Consider the following 23,604-nt stretch of genomic DNA (forward strand, 5'->3'; position numbering starts at 1 on the left):
ATCCTAATTTGTGAAATCTACAACTGCCGTCATACCAGGTCTAATTGATTCATCTAAATTATTGAGGACTATCTTTACACCAAACGAAACAATATCAAAATTTCCATTTTCATTAGTAGCCTTTTTAACTGCAAAATCTGGTTCTTTATTAATTGTAACAATGGTACCCTCGAAAGTTTTTTCCTTAAAAGCTAAAAGTGATACATTTACGATCTGCCCCTCTTTTATACCACCTAATTTGTCTTCGTCCAAATTCACATTAATCCAACAGTTTTCCAAATTACTAACAGTTCCTATAGATGTACCTGTAGATACAAGTTCTCCTTCATCTGAATTGATTGTAGTAACTGTTCCATCTATTGGTGATTTTATAACTGTATCTTTCAAGTAAACTTCAACCTCTTGTAAACCTGCTTTCGCTTGGTCTAGTTTACCTTGTGCTGCAACAAGCCCTGCATTAGCTTGATTAACCTGCGCAAGGGCAATATTTGAAGCCTCATTTACTTGAGCAAGCAAAGATTTACTAGATAATATACCTGCTTCAGCCAAAGACAATTGTGCACTAGCAGCCTTTTTATCTTCTGTTCTTGCTCCTTCTTTTGCCATGTTTAAAGTTTGCTGTGATACATCCATTTGTGTTTTGATTTCTTCAAGTTTTTGCTTTGAAATTGCCCCTCCATCATATAGAACAACTGCCCTATCATATGTGGATTTCCATAAGTTATATGCACTTTCCGCTTGTGCGACTTCTTGAGTTCGTGCCCCATTTTCAGCTTTTTCATTAACAGCGCTTGCCATATCCCTCTGACTTTCGCTTGCTTTAACACCTGCTCCAGCTTGTTCAACCCTTTCTAAAGCTACCTGATAAGCACCCTCAGCCATATCAACCACCGCTTGAGAAGCATCAACACCTGCTTGTGCCTGTGCAATTTGTGCCTCTAATTGCGCTTTCTTAGCTTGAAGTTCTTCGCTAGATATTTCTACAATTGGGTCTCCAGCCTTAACTTGCTGTCCTTCTTCTACATAGAATTCTACTATTCTGCCTGGTATTTTAGTGTTTACACTGACATCTTTAGCAGATACAATCCCTTGGATTATACCTGATTCCATATTCCCTCCATATATTTTTGTTGAACCTATTGTTATTCCCAAGGCACTAACAATCACTACCAATGCAATTACTATTTTTTTAATATTCTTACTAACCCAATTTTTATTTATATACTTCTTAATATTTATTTTTTTAATTTCCATAAGTGCTATTCAACCCTTTCTAATTTTATATTAATATTAAATTTATTCTAATAAATGAGTATTCCAGCATCATTATAATATTTTATTTTTGCCATTGTGTAGTTATATCTAATTTGAGCGACCTGCGACTCAACTTCTGATAATTTTTCCTGGGCTGCAATGAGTTCTACAATTGTTCCTGAACTTTCCTCTAAATTCATCTGCTTCAATAGTGAATTTTCTGCACCAAATCCTTGCTCATATTTTAATTTAGCAATTGACTCAACTTCTTCCGCATTCTTAATGAGCTCATTTGATGCTTCTAACATTTCTCCTACTGCAACCATTGTTTCATAAGATTGGTTGATTTCATATGTTACGATAGTTTTTGTTTTATCTAACTGTAATTCCGCACCTTCTCTTAGAAGTTTTGCTTCTTTACGTCCTTTAGTATCTGATCTGTATTCAGCTCTAGAATTTAATATTTTTTCATTTAACTGATAGATCATAAGTTGACCAAGGGTTTGCTGAATTTCAATTCTGTTAGTCAAACCAGTTTTTAAACCATCCTCTAAACTTTCTTCTGTAGTATCTTTAAGCATAGAATCTTCAAGAGTAATTTCAGTGTTCATATCCAGATTCATATTTTTCTTAAGTTCAAAAATAGCATTCTTATAATTTGCCTCTGCAAGACGACAAGAAATTACAGTACTGTCATAATACATTTTGCTAAGAAGGAAGTCGTCTTTTGCTTTCATACCATTTTCGTAAGATAGCTTTACCATATTATATTGTTTTTCACCGCGCTCTTTAGCAATTTTTTTCAATTCAAATATTTTTTCTGCATACAGGGCATCATAGTAGTTTTTTTGAATCAACATAGCAATTTGGTTTCTATAAATTCCTTTTGCATATCTAGTAACATTAAGATTTACACCAGCCATTGTAACCATTAGTTCACTGGCATCATTTGCGTCAAGTTTAATAATGCTCCCAAAATCAATCTTTGTATTAAGAGTTTCCGAAGTATCTTTAAGTACTGAATTAAATTCTTCCTTCTTCAATTCAAGCGTTGTTTGAGCCTCATTTAATGCAACATTGCTCTGATCAATTGTACCTTGGCTAGATTTCAAACCAGCTTCAACTTTTTCTGAAATTTTACCAGAGATATATTCCGCTTCAGCAGATGAATATCCACACTTAACAAGTTTATCTTTTATATTTGATCCTGCTGATATAGTGATTGGATTGCCAGTTGGGTCAGTATATTCTATTGATGATGGTGCTATTCCCATATCCAAAGCAGCTTTGGCCTTATCTAATTGTTCTTGTTTAGAATTAAGTAGTTTTCTCTTATCAAAAATCTCATTCGAAGCATCCTGAAGTGATTCCTTTGCATCTTTTAAATCTTTAGAGTTTGAATTAGCATTTTGTGTAGCTATGATTGCAATTTGAATTTTATTTTCGAGTATTTGGATATCCTTACTGTGTTCAAGTCCATACTCAACCGCTGATTCTGCTGTTAGATTTAAAGTTTGTTCTACATTTCCATCATTGGTTGAATCTTTATTTTTCTCCGACTTTTCATCGTCCGAACTACTAGGAAGTGTATAAGGTGGGGCTTCAGGTGTGGATATGGTTTCAGCATATACGGAGCGAAATGAAGAAAGAAAAATCATTGTCACACATATGTATGTTATTAAATTTTTACTACTCATAATTACTATATCTCCTTTATTATTTTTATTTACAAATATGAATTTCAATTTCTTTAGAATTTACATGCAATTGTTCTATAAAACTATTAATATCTATTTCACCATCCCCTAAAACAATATGTTTAACATCAGTTCTATCAATATAATTGTTAATTATTGCAATCGGATTATCAGAAAAGAAAACCAGCATGTTTGCATTCAAATTTTTAGATGTGGTGAACAAATAATCTAATTCCTTGTTAGATTTATTGCCCCAATCAACTTTAGGTTGCACATCCACTACATACAAGCTAGTATTTGTCATATCTGCAATTCTTCTACCCTCTCTTATCAGTCACCCACATTCAAACTGCGCTGTTACACAAACCATTGTTACATTTTCATCTTTTACTGACTTGTTAAGCATTCATTTGCCTCCAACTTACAACTTTTATTATTGAATTTTAACTTATTATAGATTATAAAAATGGCTCCAATATGATATGATTGTGAACAATTGTGAATAAAAATTTATAAAAAAATATATATCTTTATTAACAAAGATATATATTTTTAATTGGCTATATATTATTTATTCTCTATCTGAACAGTAAATTCAAATGAACTTCCTTTCCCATGCTCACTCTTAACATTAATCTCTTCACCCATTATATTTAGTATTTCCTTTGCGATTGATAATCCAAGTCCAGTTCCTCTTTTAGACCTCGATTTATCACTTTTATAAAACCTATCAAAAATAAAAGGCAAATCCTCCCTATCAATTCCAACCCCATTATCTTTAATTATAACTAAAACATCATTTGCTCTCGCCTCAGTAAGAATCTCTATTTGTCCACCTTTTGGAGTGAATTTATAAGCATTGTCTAATAAAATTACCATCACCTGTTCAATTCTATCATAGTTTGTATAAACCTTTGGTATGGATACAGGATTATATATAAGATTTATATCTCCATCTAATATCTTAAATCTATCATAAACCATCTCTATTATAGAATTTAAATTAACTGATGTTTTATCAATGATTGCATCATTAGTTTGCAATCTTGAAAGTTCCATGATATCATCGACAAGTCTAGAAAGCCTCAAACTTTCTTTGTAAATAATTTCATAGTATCTTTTAATATCTACTTCATCTGTAACTATGGAATCCATAAGTGGTTCAATTAACCCTCTAATAGAAGTGAGTGGAGATCTAAGTTCATGAGATACGTTAGAAACATAGTCTTTTCTCATTGTTTCAAGTTTTTCTATTTCTGTAATATCTCTAAATAAAACTACAGCACCTACCGAAATGTTTTTTTCATCTTCTATAGAGGCTATAACCACTCTCATAACAACGTCTTTGTTTGTACAGTTTTTTATTACAGAGTATTTTCCTTCTATAACCTGAGATAATTCATAAAGCTCTTCATTTAGAATGCCAATGTCATCTACACATTTCCCTTTAATCTTTTCTTGCTCCAACCCAAACATTTCTAAAAAAACTTTGTTGAAATGTGTAATACACCTGCGCTCATCAACTGCAATCATGCCTTCTTCTAAACTGTTTAAGACCTGATAAAGTCTGTTTTTTTCAATATAAAGTTCTGAAACATTCTTGTATAAATCAACAGACAATTTATTTATAGTCCTGCCTAATAGACCAACTTCACCCTTTAATGTCTCATCAGCTCGTATAGAAAAATCTCCTTCAACCATAGAAAGTGCAACTGTTACGACATTTTTTATAGGTTTAACAATTCTCTTTAAAACTAAATATGAAAATCCTATGCCCAACGGAATTACTATAATCATTGAAATAACAAGAGCTTTATAGAATCTTTTTCTTTCCTGCAATAAATCAGTCATATCCAACAAAGCAAATATTGCTCCTGTACTTTTATTATTTTCAATAACTGGAACTCCTATTAATACAGCTGGTTTTTTTGTAGATTCATACATTTTTTGATATATTTCATCACCGTTCAAAACCTCTATTAAAGCTTCCTCTATTTTTGTTTTAATAGATGGGTCTATTATACCTTTTGTAGCAAAAACAGCAGTTCCATCAGGATTTATGACCATATATTCACTAACATACTCTTTTGAAGCATTCATTAGAATGTCTTCATATGTATCTTTACTCAAATTTCCCTTTTGATATTGGATTGTAAACTCTGTCAATACTGAAAGATCTGGAACAAATTCTTTACCTCTATAATCGGCCTTCATACCTTCCGAAAATAATAAGCTTAAAAAAGAAACTAAAATTGAAGAAAAAAACAAGGTAATGAACATTAATAACGTTACTCTTCTAACTATTATATTTTTCATATTTTTATTCTACCTCAAATTTATATCCTACACCGTACACTGTTTGGAGCCCCCATTCGACTCCCTCTTGTGGTAATTTGGCTCTTATTCGCTTAATATGTGTGTCAATTGTTCGCGTATCTCCATAATAATCATAACCCCAAACAAGATTTAGTATTTGTTCTCTAGAAAATACTTGTCCTTTATTTGATGCTAAAAGATACAGAGTTTCAACCTCTTTAGGTGTTGATATAATAACCTTACCATCATATTTCACCTGATATTGTTTAAGACTTATTTCCAGTCTATCAAAATATAATGTTGATGCCTTCCCGTCTGCAGCATGCTCTGTAATTCGTCTTCTAACTGCTTTTATTCGTGCAACAACCTCTCTAGGGCTAAATGGTTTTACAATATAATCATCTGCACCAAGTTCAAGACCAAGAATCCTATCTATTTCTTCACCCTTAGCTGTTAACATTATTATTGGAACTGTACTTTTTTTCCTCACTTCCTTACAAACATCTAGTCCATTAATTTTTGGCATCATTATATCTAAAACAATTAATGTTGGCATAAGATGTTTTATTTGTTCAAGTGCCTCTTCTCCATCATAGGCAGAAAAACAACTAAATCCCTCATTTTTTAAGTATATTTTTAGTGACTCATGAACTATAGGATCATCATCACATATTAGTATATTAACATCTTGCATATAATCACTCCCTTACTACTTAATCTAATATCAAACTAATAAGTGTCTTATAATAAAATATAATAATTAACTAAATTAGTCAATCTATATATATTGATACGGGTAAAGAAAAAAATTGGTACAAAGCAAACAAAATCACTTTATACCAATTTGTATTATACAATTATGTTAATTAATTTTTTCTAATTTCATTCCTGTGTCAATACCATTTAGGTTTTGAACTTCCATGTTATCATTAGATGATTTTTCTATAGTTACAGCTAATGTTTCGCTCTTAATAAAACTCATAAATTCTTCAACAGCTTTATCTATATCAGATGAACCATCATAGAATATTTTGATTTTATCCATCATTTCATATCCGTTATTTTTTCTCATTTGTTGAACTTTTGAAATAAATTCTCTAGCGTATCCTTCGTTTATTAGCTCTTCAGTGAGATTTGTATCTATAATAATAAATACATTATTGTCTGTAGATACATTATAACCTTCTTTTGCAGATATACGGATATCTAATATTTCTTCATCAAGTTCTACAGTTTGACCGTTAACTGTAATCTCATATTTTTGTCCTGATTGTACAGCATTTATAATATCAATTGCATTAGCAGTAGCTAAGGCACCAGCAAATGCTTTAACATTACTACCTAGTTTAGGTCCTGCAAGCTTAAAGTTTGGTTTTAAAGTAAAATCCATAAATTCATTTAAATCATGCTCAAACACTACTTCTTTTACATTTAATTCTTCTTTAATAAGAGGAACCAAATCAGAAATAAGTTCTTTATATTTACCATCAATATGGATTTTGCTTATTGGTTGTCTAACCTTTATCTTAGAATTTTCCCTAGATGCTCTTCCTAACTTAACAAGTTCTTTAATTAAATCCATTCTTTTTTCAACATTTTCATCGATTAAACCTTCATTTACAGTTGGATAGTAGCTTAAATGAACTGAAGTTTCACCTGTCAAGTTTCTATATATTTCTTCTGATAAATATGGTGCAAATGGTGCAGTAAGCTTAGCTATTCCTTCTAGTATTTCAAATGTTGTATTATAAACTGCTTTTTTATCATCAGTAAGTTCTGTAACCCAGAATCTTCTTCTTGAACGTCTGATGTACCAGTTAGATAAATCTTCATTAACAAATTCTTGAATTGCTCTTACTGTTTTTGTTAAGTCATAAACAGACATACTTTCTCTTACATATTTTACCAAATTATTGTATTTTGATATAATCCATCTATCCAATTCAGGTCTATCTTTGTATTCTACAAAAAATTCTTTAGGATTTACTGAGTCTGTATTTGCATATAATGCAAAGAATGTATATACATTCTTGATTGTTCCAAAAAATTTACTCAATACTTCTTTTAAACCATCTTCATCAAATTTAGTTGGGGACCATGCTGGTGATACATACAGTAAGTACCATCTAAGAGCATCAGCTCCATACTTATCAAATAATTCGAATGGATCAACAGTATTTCCTTTTGATTTAGACATTTTCTTTCCAAATTTATCAAGAATTAAATCATTAACCAAAACTCTCTTGTATGGTGATTTTCCTTTAACAAAAGTAGATATGGCTATTAATGAATAAAACCATCCTCTAGTTTGATCTATACCCTCGCATATATAATCAGCTGGGAATAACTCATCAAATTTTTCCTTGTTTTCAAATGGATAATGATGTTGTGCATATGGCATTGCTCCACTATCAAACCAACAATCTATAACATCTTTTACTCTAGTCATAGGTTTACCACAGTCTGGGCATGTTATATGAATATCATCAACATATGGTCTATGAAGTTCTATTGTTTTTTCATCCACTTCTTCTATAGCTTTTTCTGCAAGTTCTTTTCTAGAACCTATGCTCTCTAAATGTCCACAAGTACATCTCCAGAGTGGAAGAGGAGTTCCCCAATATCTACTTCTTGAAATAGCCCAATCATTAAGATTTTCTAACCAGTTACCAAATCTTTTTTCTCCAACGAAATCAGGATACCACTCAACAGTGTTGTTGTTTTCTATTAATTTATCTCTCAGTTTTGTCATTTGAATGTACCAGCTTGGTCTAGCATAGTACAATAATGGTGTTTTACATCTCCAGCAATGAGGGTAATTATGAAGTATAGCTTCTTTCCTGAATAATTTGCCTTCTTCTCTTAACCATTTTAGTATTGCAGGGTCTGCATCCATAACAAACATATCTTGCCATGGTGTACCTTTAAATCTACCAGTGTCATCTACTGGATTAACTACTGGTAACTTATATCTAACTCCTGTATTGTAGTCGTCTTCACCAAAAGCTGGCGCTGTGTGAACTATTCCTGTACCATCCTCTGTTGTTACATAATCTGCACAAGTAATAAAGAAAGCTTTTTTGTCTACCTGAACATAAGGCATAAGTTGTTCATATTCCATGAACTCCATATCCTTACCTTTCATTTCAGCTAATACTTCGTATTCTTCTTTTATTATCTTATCAACTAATGGTTTAGAAATATAATATACTTCACCTTTTTCTTCTTCCGTTCCCTTAGTCTTAATTTTTAAATAATCAACATCTGGGTGTACAGTTAATGCTACATTTGATAACAATGTCCAAGGTGTTGTCGTCCATGCTAAAAAATATTCATCTGCATCTTTTTTCTTAAATTTAACATATGCAGTGACCGTTTTTATTTCTTCGTATCCCTGTGCAACTTCATGAGATGCAAGACCAGTTCCGCATCTAGGACAGTATGGAAGAATTTTGTGACCTTCATACATGTATCCTTCTTTATTGAATTTATCTAGTATCCACCAAACTGATTCAATGTAGTTATTGTCAAGTGTTATATACGGATTGTCAAGGTCAATTAAATAAGCCATGCGTTCAGTCATCTGTCTCCACTGACCTTCGTATGTGAAAACTGATTCTCTACACTTTTTGTTAAATTCAGCAATACCGTAATTTTCGATATCCTGTTTATCTTTTAATCCAAGTTGTTTTTCAACTTCAATTTCTACTGGGAGACCATGAGTATCCCAACCTGCTTTTCTCTTAACTTGATATCCTTCCATTGTTTTAAATCTGCATACAGAATCTTTCAATGTTCTTGCTATTACATGGTGAATACCTGGTTTACCATTAGCAGTAGGTGGTCCTTCATAAAAAATAAATGGTTCATTTGCGCTTCTTGTCTCAACGCTTTGATGTAATAAATCTATTTGTTTCCAGTATTCAGAAATTTGATGTTCATTATCTTTATATGCTTCTTTTGATATGTCCTTAAATAACTTCATCCTTTGTTCCTCCTTATTTTATTTTATATATAATGTAATTAGTTAAAGCACAAACTAAAACGCAGTCTCATTCTCAAATTTATTTGCTAACTCCGTTCGCATAAATTTGCAATTCGTTGCGGTTGACCTGCCTCTATTTTTCAGAAAAACCACTCTGAAAAATAGTGTTAGAACATACAAAAGTCCCATGTCAAAAGACATGGGACGAAAATTCCGCGGTACCACCCAAATTACATATTTGCATAAACAACGCAAAAATGCATCTTTAATATTTAACGCATACTACGTAATTCCCTACTACCACTTCAGGAATTAAACTCATGGATGATATTCACTGTATTTGGAATTATAATCTCACACCTACTTGATTATTTCTCTTTAATACCGTACACAGCTACTGTTCCAATCACTGTCATTTAATTATTTTACTTCTGTATTATAATATATTAAATTAAAAACAATGTCAAGTAATAAAATTTTTTATTACCAACGTTCTTTTTTAAATGTATATTGATTAACATTTTAGAAACAATATATTTTAGAATGTATTATTAACCAAAATTCTAATATAAAAACAAAGAGGTACATATGGAATATCCAAGAAATTCATATTGGCACGAAACAGCCACAATAAATACTAAAAAAAATACTGATATAAATGAAAAAAAATACGATATATTAATAATTGGGGCAGGACTAACTGGGTTAAATACTGCTTATCTATTAAAAGATACTGGATATAAAATAGGAATAATTGAAGGAACAAATTTAGGTTATGGTGTTTCAGGATATAGTTCTGCTAAAATAACCATTCAACATAATTTAATATATGATTACCTAATAAATAATTTTAGTCTTGAAGAAGCGAAACAATACTTAAATGCAAATTTAGAAGGACAAAAATTAATAAAAGAAATCATCCGAGAAAACAATATACAATGTGATTACAAGGAACAAACTTCATATGTTTATGCAACAAAAGAAAATGAAATAGAAATGCTTAAAAAAGAATTAGATTCATATCAGAAACTGTCAATTGATGGATTTTATGCTGAAAATTTAGATATTCCAAACAAGGCACTAGGTGCAATTGGAATAAAAAATCAAGGTCAGTTTAATCCAATTAAATATTTATATAGTCTATATAACATCTTAAAAAATAGTTCATCATGTGAAATTTATGAAAATGTAAGGGCACTAAATATCGAGCCTGGAAGCAAAAGAAATGTTGTAAAAACACAATTTGGAAATATATATGCTAATAACATTATCGTTGCATCTCACTATCCTTTTGATAATGATTTTGGACTATTCTTTCTTAGACTCTATCAAGAAAAATCATATGTAATGGCGGTTAAAACAGATATTAGTCCATTTGATGGAATGTATATAAATGTTAATGATCCTATATACTCAATGAGATATCATTTTTCAGATAAAGAAAATTTATTAATTTTAGCTGGTGGTAACCACAAAGTTGGAATAAAAGATAATGAAGAAGATTCATATAATGAGCTTGAAAACTTTTTAAAACAAAATTTTAATAATTATGAAATAAAATCTAGATGGTCAACTCAAGATTGTATGACTTATGACAAAATACCTTACATAGGAAAATATTCCGATAATATTGAAAATATTTATGTTGCTACAGGTTATAACAAATGGGGAATAACTCATTCTGCTGCCTCTGCAATAATAATTAGAAACAAGATATTAAAAATTCAAGATGATTTCGCAGAAATTTACAACCCATCACGAATTACGCCTATACTATCATCAAAAGAATTTTTTTCAAATAGTAAAGATATCGCATCTGGTTTTGTAAAAAGAGTTATACCTTCTTCTGACGATATTTTCAATGTAAAATCAGGCGAAGGTAAAATAGTAAATTATAATGGGAGAAAAGTTGGTGTATATAAGGATGAATCAGGTGATTACTTCTGCATAAACCCAGTTTGCACTCACCTAAAATGTTCTCTTTCTTTTAATGAAGCAGAAAAAACATGGGATTGCCAATGCCATGGTTCAAGGTTTGATATAAAAGGCAAAATTTTAGAAGGTCCAGCTGTTCATTCACTTCATAAGGTGAAAATTAAAGAAGCTTAAAATATTTAGTAAAAAGTAGCTGCAGATATTATGAATGGTCTACAGCTACTAATACATCAACTTTTATAATATTTTTTCCTTTAAATTACTGTTATACATCTTTTCTACATCTTCTACACACATAGGCTTACTAAACAAATATCCTTGAATATAATTACAACCTACCATTCTTAATCTTTTATACTGCTCCAGTCTTTCAATTCCTTCTGCTGTTACTTCCAGATTTAAACCATGAGCTAGATTTATTAGATTATCAATAACATTAACATTTTCAAGTTCTAAAAATTTATCACACAAAGATTTATCGAGCTTAATTTTATTTACTGGAATATATGTTAAATAACTTAGCGATGAAAACCCTGTTCCAAAATCGTCTAGCGAAATTGCAATTCCCATATCCTTTAATTTATTTAAAAATTTTAATGATTTATCTGTTTTTTCAAACAATATACTTTCTGTTATTTCAATTTCAATGTATTTAGCTTCAATTCCATTTTTATTCAAAACTTCACTTAAAAACTTTAAATAACTAGTATCCCTTAACTGTTTGCTAGAGAAATTTATTGAAACTGGTTTTAATTCAAACCCTTTATTTCTCCAAATTACTAGTTGTTCAATAACTTCTTTTGTTACCCACCTGCCTATATCCAATATCAAACCATTTTCTTCAGCAATATTAATAAATGTACTTGGATAAATTTCATAATTTTTAAGTCTTATAAGCGCTTCAAAACCAACTACCTGAAATGTCTCAACATCAACCTGAGGTTGATAAAGCAATGTAAAACCTTCATTTTTCAATGCATCTCTTAAAATAAATTCAATTTCAGCCTTAAATGTTAATTCATCCTTCATGTCATTACTAAATATCATACTTATGTTTTTACCTGAATTCTTTGCTTTGTACATTGCTGTATCAGCATTTGCAATCAGTTGATTCATATTGTCACTATCAATAGGAAATCTTGTAATTCCAATACTAAACTGTATATAATTTTCTATATTATCTATTTTGAATGAATCATTGAACAAATCTATAATTTGATTTACATATTCATTTATATCATTAACTTCCTCTACATTTAGTATTAATATGAGAAATTCATCCCCACCAAACCTGGAAACAAATAAATGATCGTTTATTATGCTCTTCAATCTAATTGAAATTTGCTTTAACACTTCATCCCCATATGTATGTCCTAATGTATCATTTATACCCTTAAAGTTATCAATATCTAACAATAAAACAGCACCAGACTTTTTATTTCGAAGTTCATCCCTTAATTTGTTAGAAAATTGTATTCTATTAGGAAGATCTGTTAAATAATCATGGTGAGCAAGATATTCTATTCTATCATTTTGATCTTTCATTTCAACCATATTTTCTTGAATTGTATCATATTGAACTCTTAACTCCTCATCAGAAGCAGCAAGTTCTATATAAGTCTGACTTAATTTTATATTGCTATCCGTTAATGCCTTCTGTATAGATCTACGATTTATATTATCAATTATTGTTATCGATAACACTATAACTAAAAATAAAATAACTAACATTAGTATTAGCAACGCTTCTTTATTTTGTTCAAATGGATTTGCTTTTTTATTTATGATAATTGCATCTCTTGGTATTAAATTTTCATCAATATCATATTTTTTTATAATATTATAATCAAAAATATAAACATTCGGTGTTTCATAAATTATATTAATTGACTCAATGGATATTCCGCTTAGAATATTCAAGACCATATCTGCAGCCATTTTACCCATTTTTGTATAAGATACTAATTTACCTCCTAAGAGACCTTGTCCAATTCCTCCTATTGATGCCCTGTAAACAGGAACATTCGTATGCTCTCTAAGTATGTCAACTGCATCATCTATAGTAATAGATTGTCCAGTTTTATCAACAAACATGGATAAATATAATAGAATTGTTTCTTTGTCAACGTTTTCTAGTATTTGTTCAAGTTCTTTGAATGTATGTTCAGAAACATTAATATCTTCAAATTTTAACTCTTTAAAGTCATTTTTATAACTATAAAATTGTTCTTTATCTCCTACTCCTGTCAAGGTATTATCTACAATTGCAACAACCTTTTTCGCACCTTCATTAAGACTCATTGCAATTTGTATATTTTCTTTCAGCGATGTTTCTTCTATAATACCAGTCATGTTTTTATATTTCTTTGCGAATCTAGCCCTATTAATATTATTGATACCCAAGAAAACAACAGGAAGGTTTTTAAATAAACCGTCTCTGTTATCTATAGCAAATTGCAGCGCACTATCATCCCCAACAATCACCGCATCATATGTTTTTAGATTATTCATTTTATATTTAATTGATTGGTGAAAATTATATAAATGCTCATCATTACTAAATCTTTTAGTATCCATATATTCTATATCTAAATTTATTTTATATGAATTTAAAACCGATTGAATACCTTCTATTTGGTCTGGTACAGAAATAAAGTTTTGGTTGTACGAACTTATAAATAAAACATTCTTATTTGCCTCTTCACCATAAACTCTACTACTAAAAGATATACTAAATAGTACAATTAAAAATATAACCATGTTAATCTTATTTTTATTTGCTTTAGCCATTTTTATCATGGGTAAGTCCCTCCGCCCTACAATTAACAAAATGCATACCTAGCTTTATATTTTTGAATTTATTATGTTTATTATGTTTATTATGTTTATTGTGTTTTGTATTTTATTTAATAAGATACACAATAAAATAATATCATAAAATCTAACAAATTATAACTACTAATTAGAAATTATATACCCAACTATTTTAGTAAGTAACAATTTCTTATTATTAAACACTTTTTTATTTAAAAGGAGACATTCATAATAATGTCTCCTCACTCTTAAATTATAATTATTTGTTATTACTATTTTCTTTACTATACTCCTTGTTTTTTTGCAAACTCACCTATTCTTTTATCTTGCATTGAAATGTGTTTTACTAACCAATCAAGTATCATTTGATTAGCATTAATAATAACACTAATATTTGCCCCTGAATTCTCATATTCTTTTCTTAAATCAGCCAATTTAGAAATAAAACCAATGTGAAGTTGTTTTTGAACATTATATTCTGGATAATTAATACTCAACATATACTTTTCCTCATCTTTAAAATGAGTTTTTGTATACTCATCTAAAAAATCAAACATTTTAACTATGTAATCCTTCGACTTACCTTGCTTACCTGCTTCAAATAATTGGTCTGCCTTCTCAAACCATGTTTTATGTTGTCGGTCGATAAGTTCTACACCAACTGCTAAATCTTGTGTCCACGTTAGAGCCATTTTATAAAATCTCCTTTAAATATATAATATATACCAATTAAACCAATAATTTAAACACTTAATATTATTAAGTAACTGTAATATTATTGTTTACATCCCGTAAATTTTAAAAACATCATCTGTATAAGTACCCTTTTCATTGTAAATATACAATGGGGGTTCGAATTTAAGTTCCGGGTTTCCATATTTTGAAGCACGAATTAATACCATATTTGGCTTATCTCCAAATTTTGGGTGAACAAATCTAATTTGTTTCGGCTCTAGTTTATGTTTTCTTAACAAGCATATAATATCAACTAATCTATCTGGCCTATGAATCATATAAAACCTACCATATTGCTTTAACAATGACGATGCAACACTAATAACATCTTCTAGTGTGCATTTTATTTCATGCCTTGATATGGCCTTTTGATCGTTTGGATTAATTATTCCACTGTTATTCAGCTTATAAGGTGGATTAGATATTACAGCATCAAAAGAACCCTTTTCTAAATATTTAGTAGCTTCTTTTAAATCAATATTTAGTATTTTTATTTTTTTTTCAAGATTATTAAGCTCCACGCTTCTATTAGCCATTTCCGCAACTTCTTTCTGTATTTCAATTCCTACAGCTTCAGAAATATTTCTTTTACCACTTAGTAATATTGGTATAATTCCCGTTCCTGTACCTAAGTCAGCTACTCTAGAATTATTCTTTACATCACAATAATTTGTCAATAAAACTGCATCCATTCCAAAACAAAACCATTTTTTATTTTGTATTATTTTTAAACTCTTACATTGTAAATCTTCTATTTTCTCATTTTCTTTTAATATTATGTCTATCAATTTTTATTCTCTCCACAATAGGTAGTATATTTCTTGTTTTATAAAAAGCAAGATGCGAACTATATATAGTACTTAATAATATAACTATTCTAGCATCAACTATATGAATGAACTTTCAATTAGCTTCTTGGTATATTTTTCTTTAGAATTTGTCAAAATTTGTTTAGCTTCACCCATCTCAACTACATTTCCCATATTCATTACCATAATCTCATCAGCCATATAATTTACTACACCAATATCATGAGAAATGAATATATATGCTATATTATATTCTTTTTGAAGATCTTTTAATAAATTTAGTATTTGAGCTTGAATTGAAACATCAAGCGCTGAAACTGGTTCATCACATATTATAACGTGAGGTTTAACAACAAGTGCCCTGGCTATAGCAGCCCTCTGGCACTGTCCTCCACTCATTTCAAGCGGATATTTATTTTTAAAAGCGCTATCCAGCCCAACTTTTTCCAAAATATCATCTACCATTTTTTCAGCATCCCTACTATTTTTTGCATAATTCAAAATAAATAGTGGTTCTGAAATTATGTGTCCAATTTTATAATTAGGATCCATGGAACCTTTTGGGTCTTGAAAAATAAATTGCACATTTTTCCTATACTTTTTATATTCAGCATATGATAATTCTTCAATATTTCTTCCTCTGTAACAAACTTTACCAAAAGTAGGTTTAAGTAATCCACCAACAATTTCACCTGTTGTCGATTTTCCGCTGCCTGACTCTCCGACTATACCAATAGTTTTGCCTTGTATAACATTAAAACTAGAATTTTTTACTGCCACAACTTTATCGAGTGTTTTTCCAGTTATGAAATGTTTTTTTACAATAAACTCTTTTCTAATATTTACTGCTGAAAGTATTGAATTTTCGTTTTGACTATTCATATTATCCTCTTTCGCAAATGCAAAACTAACTTAAATTGCATTTGTAATAATGGTTATTTTCAATATTATTTTCTATAACTTTTTCCGAACATATATCCATCGCTTTGGGACATCTAAATCTAAAAACACAGCCTTTATTTCCTCTTCCAGTTTCTTGTACAAATCCAGGAATCTCAGAAAGACGTTCATTTTTTTTCATATTAAAGGTAGGTATTATTTTAATTAGCAACTGTGTGTATGGATGCTTTGGATTTTGAAATACATCATCAGAAAACCCAGATTCTACAATTTGTCCTGCATACATTACTGCGATTCTATTACTGTAATGCTTAACTAATGCTAAATCATGAGAAATTAGTATAATTGATATTCCTAATTCTTCATTAATTGTTTTGAATAAATCTATGACCTGCCTTTGTATTGTACTATCTAAAGCTGTCGTAGGCTCATCTGCAATAATAAGCTGTGGATCATTCATTAAGGCCATAGCGATGTTTACTCTCTGGCGCATTCCTCCGCTCAATTGCCAAGGATAATACTTCAAAATATCATCCGGATTTTCAAATCCAACTTTACTTAATAGCATTGACGCTTTTTCTAATGCCTCTTTTTTACTTTTATTCATATGATAAATATATCCATCACCTATTTGATTTTTTATTTTTATCATAGGATGCAGAAAAAAAATAGTGTTTTGTGGTATAAATCCAACATTTTTTCCTATTAGCTCTCTCTTTTCATTTTTAGTCATGTCAACAATATTTTTGCCAATAGTTTCTATTAAATCTACTTTATAATCCAAATTTTCTGGCAATAAATTAATTATTGATTTTGCTGTAAGGGTTTTACCAGATCCAGACTCGCCTACGAGTCCAAATATTTCTCCTTTTTCTATACTCAGAGAAACCCCATTAACCAAAATATTATTTTTATTATCATTTATAGTTAAATTTTTTATATTCACTATTTTATCCATTAATTTTAAGACCTCCTTTTAAGTAGGAAATCATTTAATCCATCACCAATTAGATTAAATCCTAGAACAGTTATTATTATAGCAATACCTGGAGCAACTGCTAAATAAGAATACTGTAAAAAAAACTGCCTAGCTTCACTTAACATTAAGCCCCAACTTGAATTTGGGGGTTGTATACCAAGTCCAAGGAATGATAGAGAGGTTTCTATCATAACAGCAGTACCAACAGCGGAACTAAATTGTGTGACTAACTTGGGAAGCATAGCAGGAACAAAATGCTTAATAAATATTTGCATGTTAGTGCTTCCATAACTCTTAGCTGCTTTAATATATAATAGGCTTTCAGTATCTAGCATCATTGAATTAACAAGCCTTGAAAATGTCGGTATCATAAAAATGCTAATTGCAATTATCGAACCAGCTATCCCCCTACCAACAACAGTTACAAGCATTAAAGCAAGCAAAATTCCTGGAAAGGCCATTAATCCATCTATAATCCTCATAATTGAAGATCCAACTACTTTCTTGAATTGAGCAGATATTGCGCCTAAAGTTATTCCAATCAATGCTCCAATAATTACCGAACTTATACTTACTAATAATACGGTCCTAGAACCCACCATTATTCTACTTAGTATATCTCGTCCAAAGTTATCAGTACCAAGTAGGTGTTCACGATCTGAATTAGGTTTAATAAACCTTTCTGATATATTCATTTCATTTGGAGCATATGGGATATGAATAAACGATAATATACATATAAACAAAATGAATAAAACAAGTATTATTCCTATCAACAAACTATAATTACTATATACAGAATTTTTCTTTTTCGACATTATTTATTCCCCACGTTCAAATGTTTTTATTCTAGGATTTATAAACATAATTAAAATATCAACTACTAGTGTTATTAGTATAACAAATGTAGTAATAAACATTACAAGTCCTTGTAAAAGAACTATATCTCGATGTTCTACAGCAGTTAATACTAACCTTCCTAAGCCTGGAAGTGCAAAAACTGTTTCAACAACAGTTGTACCACCTACAAGCTTAGCAAATTGCATTCCAATAATTGTTAAAGGGGCAACCATCGCACCTCTTAGAGCATATTTAAAATATATTGAAATTAAACTTAGCCCTTTAACTCTAGCCATTTCCATATAATCTTGACTAATTGATTCCTGCATAGAGCTTCTAACTATTCTAAGCAAAAGTCCAAACTCTCCTATAGCCAAAACAACAGAAGGCAATGTTATGCTTTTTAGAAATTTTATGAAATTTTCGCTAGCAGGCACATACCCTGATATTGGAAACCACTTTAGTCTAAGTCCAAAAAAAACTACAAAAACCATTCCTATCCAAAAGGAAGGAATGGCTGTTCCAAGCTGCATTATACTTCTTGAAAAATAATCTATAAAACTATCCTTTTTTACAGAGGACAATACTCCAAATATAAATGCTACTAATGTTGCAATAATCATGGAAAACAAAGCTATAGATAAAGTAACAGGCAAACAATTTAATATCAATAAAGAAACAGACTCTCCATATAAATATGATTCACCCATATCAAATCTTAAAAAATCTATTAACCAACTTCCATATTGCATATAATATGGCTTATCAAGCCCCATAGAAACATGAAGGTCTTTAACCATGTCCGGAGTAGCTTCTGTTCCAAGTATAAGCTGTGCAGGGTCTCCAGGTAGTATCATTAGTACCATAAATGTAATTATAGACACTAAAAATAATACTATGACTGCTCCCTTAATTCTATTTATTAAATAATTAAGCACAAAACCACCCCGTATATATTATTCAAAATATACATCCTTAAAATCATAAATGTCAATAGGGAATATATTCATTCCTTTTACATTATTTTGCATTCCTAGCATTGTATATGGCGTTTGAACATATATTGCTGGAAGTTTGCTAGCAAGTACTATTTGAATTTGTTTATAAATATCTTTTCTTTTATCGCCATCTAGTTCCTGTAATGCTTTATTTAATAGTTCATCTACTTCACCAGTTTTTAGGCTTATATAATCCTCGCTATCAGATTTGTATCTTGATAAGAATGCATATGAATCAAGTCTTCCTGTATGACCAACTACTGTCATTTCAAATTTTTTACCACTGTATACTTCACTTACCCATGTTCCCCACTCGACAAGTTCAATATTAACACGAATACCAATCTTACTCAGTTGGTCAGCTATTACTTGGCCAGCATCAACATGTATCTGATAATTCTTAGGAAGTGTTAACTTTATATCAAAACCATTTTCATAACCAGCTTCTTTTAATAACTCTTTTGCTCTTTCAGGATTATATTCCATAACATCATTAGTATCATAATAATCAGGAGACGTTGTAGGTAAATGTGAACCTATTTTATCACCATATCCAAACGATGATGCTTCTATTATTTCATCTTTGTTTATTGCCATAGACATTGCTTGTCTAACCTTCTCATTGGAAAGTATTTTATTGTCCGTATTTAACGACATAATTTGAACCGCATTCATAGGTTGTGCAAGAATACTATAATCTGTATTATCCTTAAGAGTTTTTACTTGATCTCCAGTCAATGGAATTATATCCAAATCACCAACCTGTAATCCGGCCATAAGAGATGTCGCATCTGGTATTAACTCAAGTTTTACAGTTTCAAGTTTTGGTTTAATTCCATAATAATTTTCATTTCTCTCTAAAATTATATGTTGCTGAGGAACCCATTCTTTTAATTCAAATGCTCCAGTTCCTACAGGTTTAGTTTTTAAATTTGCAACTTCCTCTTCAGGTACTATTGCAGCCCATGGATATGCAAAGTTTTTTAATAGCTCAACATCTAATTTTTCTGTAACAAATTTTATATTATAATCATCAATAATTTCTATCTTTTTTATGTTAGCATAATCTCTAGCTTTAGGACTTTCTTCATCTTTTAATCTGTTAAAAGAAAATTCTACATCTGAAGATTTTAATTGTCTGCCATTTTGAAAGAATACATCTTCTCTTATTTTAAATGTAACTTCCATCCCATCTTCTGAAATGTCCCATTTTTCAGCAAGTCTAGGTGTTATTTCCCAACCTTGTGTAACTCCAATAAGTGTGTCGTAAATATTGTTAGTTACTACAAATGTAGATGCCGCAGCAGTTCTTTGAGGGTCAAGACCTTCAGGGTCAGTTTGATATCCCATAGTCAATTCAGTTTTTTCATTTGAGATTTCGGATGGATTAGTTGGTTGTTCACCATTAGAACAAGCAGATAAGCTTAATAGCATAATAAATGCCATTAATAAAATTAAGAATTTTTTCATTTTAGTTTTTTCCTTTCAGTTAATAAAATTTTTTCTAATATCTTTTACTGAATATAGATAATAGTATATAGCATTTTCAAGCATTATAATCAAATCATATGTCTTTTATATTTATAACAAAGTATCTGTAATAACTTTTGAAAATAATATTATTATCTAAATTAAATTTAAACCCACCTATGTTTATCATAAATTCATTGCAATGTCAATAGATTTAAACAAAAAAAATAAATTAATTCGATTGCTTAATTTTATCTATACGGTTGCATATTAAAATTATTTGCTTTATAATATTTATATATTCAAAATTTTTATTACATAAAGTTTGTCAAACAACTTTTAATGTAATATAAAAAACAATAAAAGTTTAATAACAATTTAAGGAGTTAATAAATGATTAAAAGCTTTATAAGTTATTATAAACCCGTCAAAAAAATATTTTTCATTGACATGGTATGCGCACTAACTGTATCTATATGTGATTTATTTTATCCAATGATAACAAGAAATATAATAAATGATTATGTTCCCAATCAAAATCTTAATTTATTAATTACTTGGTTGTCTATATTAGGATTAATTTACATTGTTAAACTTGGACTAAATTTCTACATATCTTACTATGGTCACATAATGGGAGTTACAATGCAGGCAAATATGAGAAGTGATGTATTCGAGCATCTACAGGATCTACCTTTTGTTTTTTTTGACGAAAACAAAACAGGAACTCTTATGTCAAGAATTATAAATGATTTAATGGAAGTTTCAGAATTAGCACACCATGGACCTGAGGATTTATTCGTATCCGTTGTCATGATTGTTGGTTCATTTATTATGTTAAGCTCAATTAATTTACCTCTTTCACTCATCGTCTTTTCTGTTGTACCATTTCTAGTCGTTTTTGCCATGAAGCAAAGAATAAAGATGTCAGATGCTTTTATGGAAACTAGGGTTACAATAGGAGAAGTAAATGCAAGTCTAGAAAATAGTATATCTGGAATAAGGGTATCTAAAGCATTCAGCAATAAAGAAAATGAAATAGAAAAATTTGAAAAAAATAATAATGCCTTTCAAGTCGCTCGAAGGAAAGCATATAAAGTAATGGCATTGTTCTTTTCTGGCACATCATTTATCATGGATTTTTTAAATATTGTAGTTTTAAGTGCTGGTGGAATCTTTTTTTTCAAGGGAATAATAAATTTTGGAGATTTCGCTGCTTTTTTATTATACATAAGCATGTTTTTAAATCCTGTAAAAAAACTTACAAACTTTATAGAACAGTACCAATCTGGCATAACAGGCTTTCGAAGATTTACAGAACTAATGAATTCAGAATTAGAAACTGATGACCCAGATGCCAAAGATATTCCAACAGTTCAAGGTGATATCAAATTTGAAAATGTAACTTTTTCATACGATGACCACAAGCAAGTATTAAAAAATATTAACTTTAACATAGAAAAAGGAAAAACTATAGCTTTTGTTGGTCCATCTGGTGGAGGTAAAACTACACTTTGTCACTTGATACCTCGTTTCTATGAAGTTGAAGATGGAAATATTTTTATTGATAATATAAATATAAAAAACTTTACAAGAAAGTCACTTAGAAAAAACATTGGAATAGTTCAACAAGATGTATTTTTATTCACAGGCACTATTTATGATAATATATTGTGCGGAAAAATTGATGCCACAAAGGAAGAAGTTATCGCAGCTGCTAAAAAGGCAAATATTCATGATTTCATTATGACCATGCCAAAAGGATATGATACTTATGTAGGCGAAAGAGGGATTATGTTATCGGGAGGTCAAAAACAAAGAATTTCTATTGCAAGAGTATTTCTTAAGAATCCTCCTATACTAATATTAGACGAAGCAACTTCTGCATTAGATAATGCTACTGAATTATTAATTCAGCAATCATTAGAAGAATTATGCAAAGGTAGAACAACAGTTGTAGTAGCGCATAGACTATCTACCATAAAAAATGCTGATGAAATTATTGTAATTACAGCTAGTGGTATACATGAAAGAGGTAGCCATAATAAGTTAATTGAGTATAATGGCATTTATGCAGAACTTTATAACTCACAATTTAGAAGTATGAATTAAGAGAAATTGGAGGTATATTTTGAAAATTAATATAATAGGTCATTGGGGAGGATTTCCAAAGGTAGGAGAAGCAACTTCTGGCTATTTAATTGAACATGATGGTTTTAAATTGCTACTAGAATGCGGCAGTGGTGTTGTCAGTTCTTTACAAAAGAAAACAAATATATCAGATATTGATGCAGTTTTGATTTCTCATTATCATTATGATCATTTTTGTGACATTGGACCATTACAATATGCAAGATTGATAAAAACACAACTTGGTGAAATAAATAAAACACTCCCTATTTATGCTCCTAATAATAGTATGTATTTTGATGCTCTGTCACTTGAAAATTATACAAAGGGATATAAATATGATGACTCACAAATTTTAAATATAGGACCATTTAATATCACTTTTATTAAAAACATTCACCCTGTTGAAAGCTTTAGTATTAAAATTCAATGTGAAAATACGATATTTTCATATACATCCGATACATCTTATTTTGAAGAACTAAACGAATTTTTCAAAGGTTCAGATATATTATTATGCGAATGTAGCTTTTATGCAAATATGGACGGTTCAAATGCAGGTCATTTAAACAGTACTCAGGCAGGCATGATAGCTGAAAAATCAAACATTAAAAAACTAATTTTGACTCACCTTCCTCATTTTGGTGAAAAAGATAGATTAATAACTGAAGCAAAGGAATTTTTCAAGGGTGAAATAATACTAGCTGAATATTTATTAGAATTAAATATATAAAATAAAATG

Annotated in this window: 17 protein-coding genes and 1 other annotated feature; of the genes, 3 read left to right on the forward strand and 14 right to left on the reverse strand. The window is 29.9% G+C overall.

Translation table 11 applies throughout. The features are described 5' to 3' along the window. Window positions 1-3: 3 nt before the first annotated feature. The 6 genes from J2Z76_RS13765 to ileS form a co-directional block, all read right to left on the reverse strand. Window positions 4-1,254 (reverse strand): HlyD family secretion protein, encoded by a 1,251-nt coding sequence (locus J2Z76_RS13765; RefSeq protein WP_209512654.1) that lies wholly within the window; start codon window positions 1,252-1,254, stop codon window positions 4-6. Window positions 1,255-1,301: 47 nt separating this feature from the next. Further along, entirely contained in the window at window positions 1,302-2,951 is a 1,650-nt protein-coding gene (locus J2Z76_RS13770; RefSeq protein ID WP_209512655.1) for a TolC family protein, read from the reverse strand. A gap of 25 nt (window positions 2,952-2,976) precedes the next feature. After that, window positions 2,977-3,255, reverse strand: coding sequence for a hypothetical protein (locus J2Z76_RS13775; RefSeq protein WP_209512656.1), 279 nt, complete (start codon window positions 3,253-3,255; stop codon window positions 2,977-2,979). Between the two features lie 263 nt (window positions 3,256-3,518). Beyond that, entirely contained in the window at window positions 3,519-5,267 is a 1,749-nt protein-coding gene (locus J2Z76_RS13780) for an ATP-binding protein (protein ID WP_209512657.1), read from the reverse strand. Between the two features lie 4 nt (window positions 5,268-5,271). Beyond that, window positions 5,272-5,961, reverse strand: coding sequence for a response regulator transcription factor (locus tag J2Z76_RS13785; protein ID WP_209512658.1), 690 nt, complete (start codon window positions 5,959-5,961; stop codon window positions 5,272-5,274). Between the two features lie 168 nt (window positions 5,962-6,129). Further along, window positions 6,130-9,252, reverse strand: a complete 3,123-nt coding sequence (gene ileS, locus J2Z76_RS13790; protein ID WP_209512659.1) for an isoleucine--tRNA ligase — start codon at window positions 9,250-9,252, stop codon at window positions 6,130-6,132. 197 nt (window positions 9,253-9,449) lie between these two features. Then, window positions 9,450-9,671: a binding site (T-box leader), on the reverse strand. A gap of 169 nt (window positions 9,672-9,840) precedes the next feature. On the opposite strand from ileS, the gene J2Z76_RS13795 reads away from it, so the two are divergent. After that, the gene (locus tag J2Z76_RS13795) at window positions 9,841-11,361 is read left to right on the forward strand and encodes an FAD-dependent oxidoreductase (protein WP_209512660.1); all 1,521 of its coding nucleotides are present in this window, start codon (window positions 9,841-9,843) and stop codon (window positions 11,359-11,361) included. Between the two features lie 63 nt (window positions 11,362-11,424). On the opposite strand, the gene J2Z76_RS13800 is transcribed toward J2Z76_RS13795, so the two are convergent. From J2Z76_RS13800 to J2Z76_RS13835, 8 genes are all read right to left on the reverse strand, one after another. Next, on the reverse strand, window positions 11,425-13,986 hold the full coding sequence (locus J2Z76_RS13800; protein ID WP_245210469.1) for an ABC transporter substrate binding protein: 2,562 nt from the start codon (window positions 13,984-13,986) through the stop codon (window positions 11,425-11,427). Between the two features lie 299 nt (window positions 13,987-14,285). Next, on the reverse strand, window positions 14,286-14,693 hold the full coding sequence (locus J2Z76_RS13805) for a bacteriohemerythrin (RefSeq protein WP_209512661.1): 408 nt from the start codon (window positions 14,691-14,693) through the stop codon (window positions 14,286-14,288). Window positions 14,694-14,783: 90 nt separating this feature from the next. Next, window positions 14,784-15,521: a tRNA1(Val) (adenine(37)-N6)-methyltransferase gene (locus J2Z76_RS13810; RefSeq protein ID WP_209512778.1), complete on the reverse strand. Its 738-nt coding sequence runs from the start codon at window positions 15,519-15,521 to the stop codon at window positions 14,784-14,786. Window positions 15,522-15,623: 102 nt separating this feature from the next. After that, window positions 15,624-16,427, reverse strand: a complete 804-nt coding sequence (locus J2Z76_RS13815; protein ID WP_209512662.1) for an ABC transporter ATP-binding protein — start codon at window positions 16,425-16,427, stop codon at window positions 15,624-15,626. Between the two features lie 25 nt (window positions 16,428-16,452). Further along, entirely contained in the window at window positions 16,453-17,403 is a 951-nt protein-coding gene (locus tag J2Z76_RS13820) for an ABC transporter ATP-binding protein (protein ID WP_209512663.1), read from the reverse strand. Between the two features lie 5 nt (window positions 17,404-17,408). After that, the gene (locus J2Z76_RS13825) at window positions 17,409-18,242 is read right to left on the reverse strand and encodes an ABC transporter permease (RefSeq protein ID WP_209512664.1); all 834 of its coding nucleotides are present in this window, start codon (window positions 18,240-18,242) and stop codon (window positions 17,409-17,411) included. Between the two features lie 3 nt (window positions 18,243-18,245). Continuing rightward, a complete protein-coding gene (locus J2Z76_RS13830) occupies window positions 18,246-19,202 on the reverse strand; it encodes an ABC transporter permease (protein WP_209512665.1) in 957 nt (318 codons plus the stop codon). A gap of 18 nt (window positions 19,203-19,220) precedes the next feature. Further along, window positions 19,221-20,732: an ABC transporter substrate-binding protein gene (locus J2Z76_RS13835; RefSeq protein ID WP_209512666.1), complete on the reverse strand. Its 1,512-nt coding sequence runs from the start codon at window positions 20,730-20,732 to the stop codon at window positions 19,221-19,223. 393 nt (window positions 20,733-21,125) lie between these two features. On the opposite strand from J2Z76_RS13835, the gene J2Z76_RS13840 reads away from it, so the two are divergent. Further along, entirely contained in the window at window positions 21,126-22,844 is a 1,719-nt protein-coding gene (locus J2Z76_RS13840; RefSeq protein WP_209512667.1) for an ABC transporter ATP-binding protein, read from the forward strand. 19 nt (window positions 22,845-22,863) lie between these two features. Further along, entirely contained in the window at window positions 22,864-23,595 is a 732-nt protein-coding gene (locus tag J2Z76_RS13845; protein WP_209512668.1) for an MBL fold metallo-hydrolase, read from the forward strand. Window positions 23,596-23,604 lie beyond the last annotated feature (9 nt).

Source organism: Sedimentibacter acidaminivorans (assembly GCF_017873955.1).
Classification (GTDB): domain Bacteria; phylum Bacillota; class Clostridia; order Tissierellales; family Sedimentibacteraceae; genus Sedimentibacter; species Sedimentibacter acidaminivorans.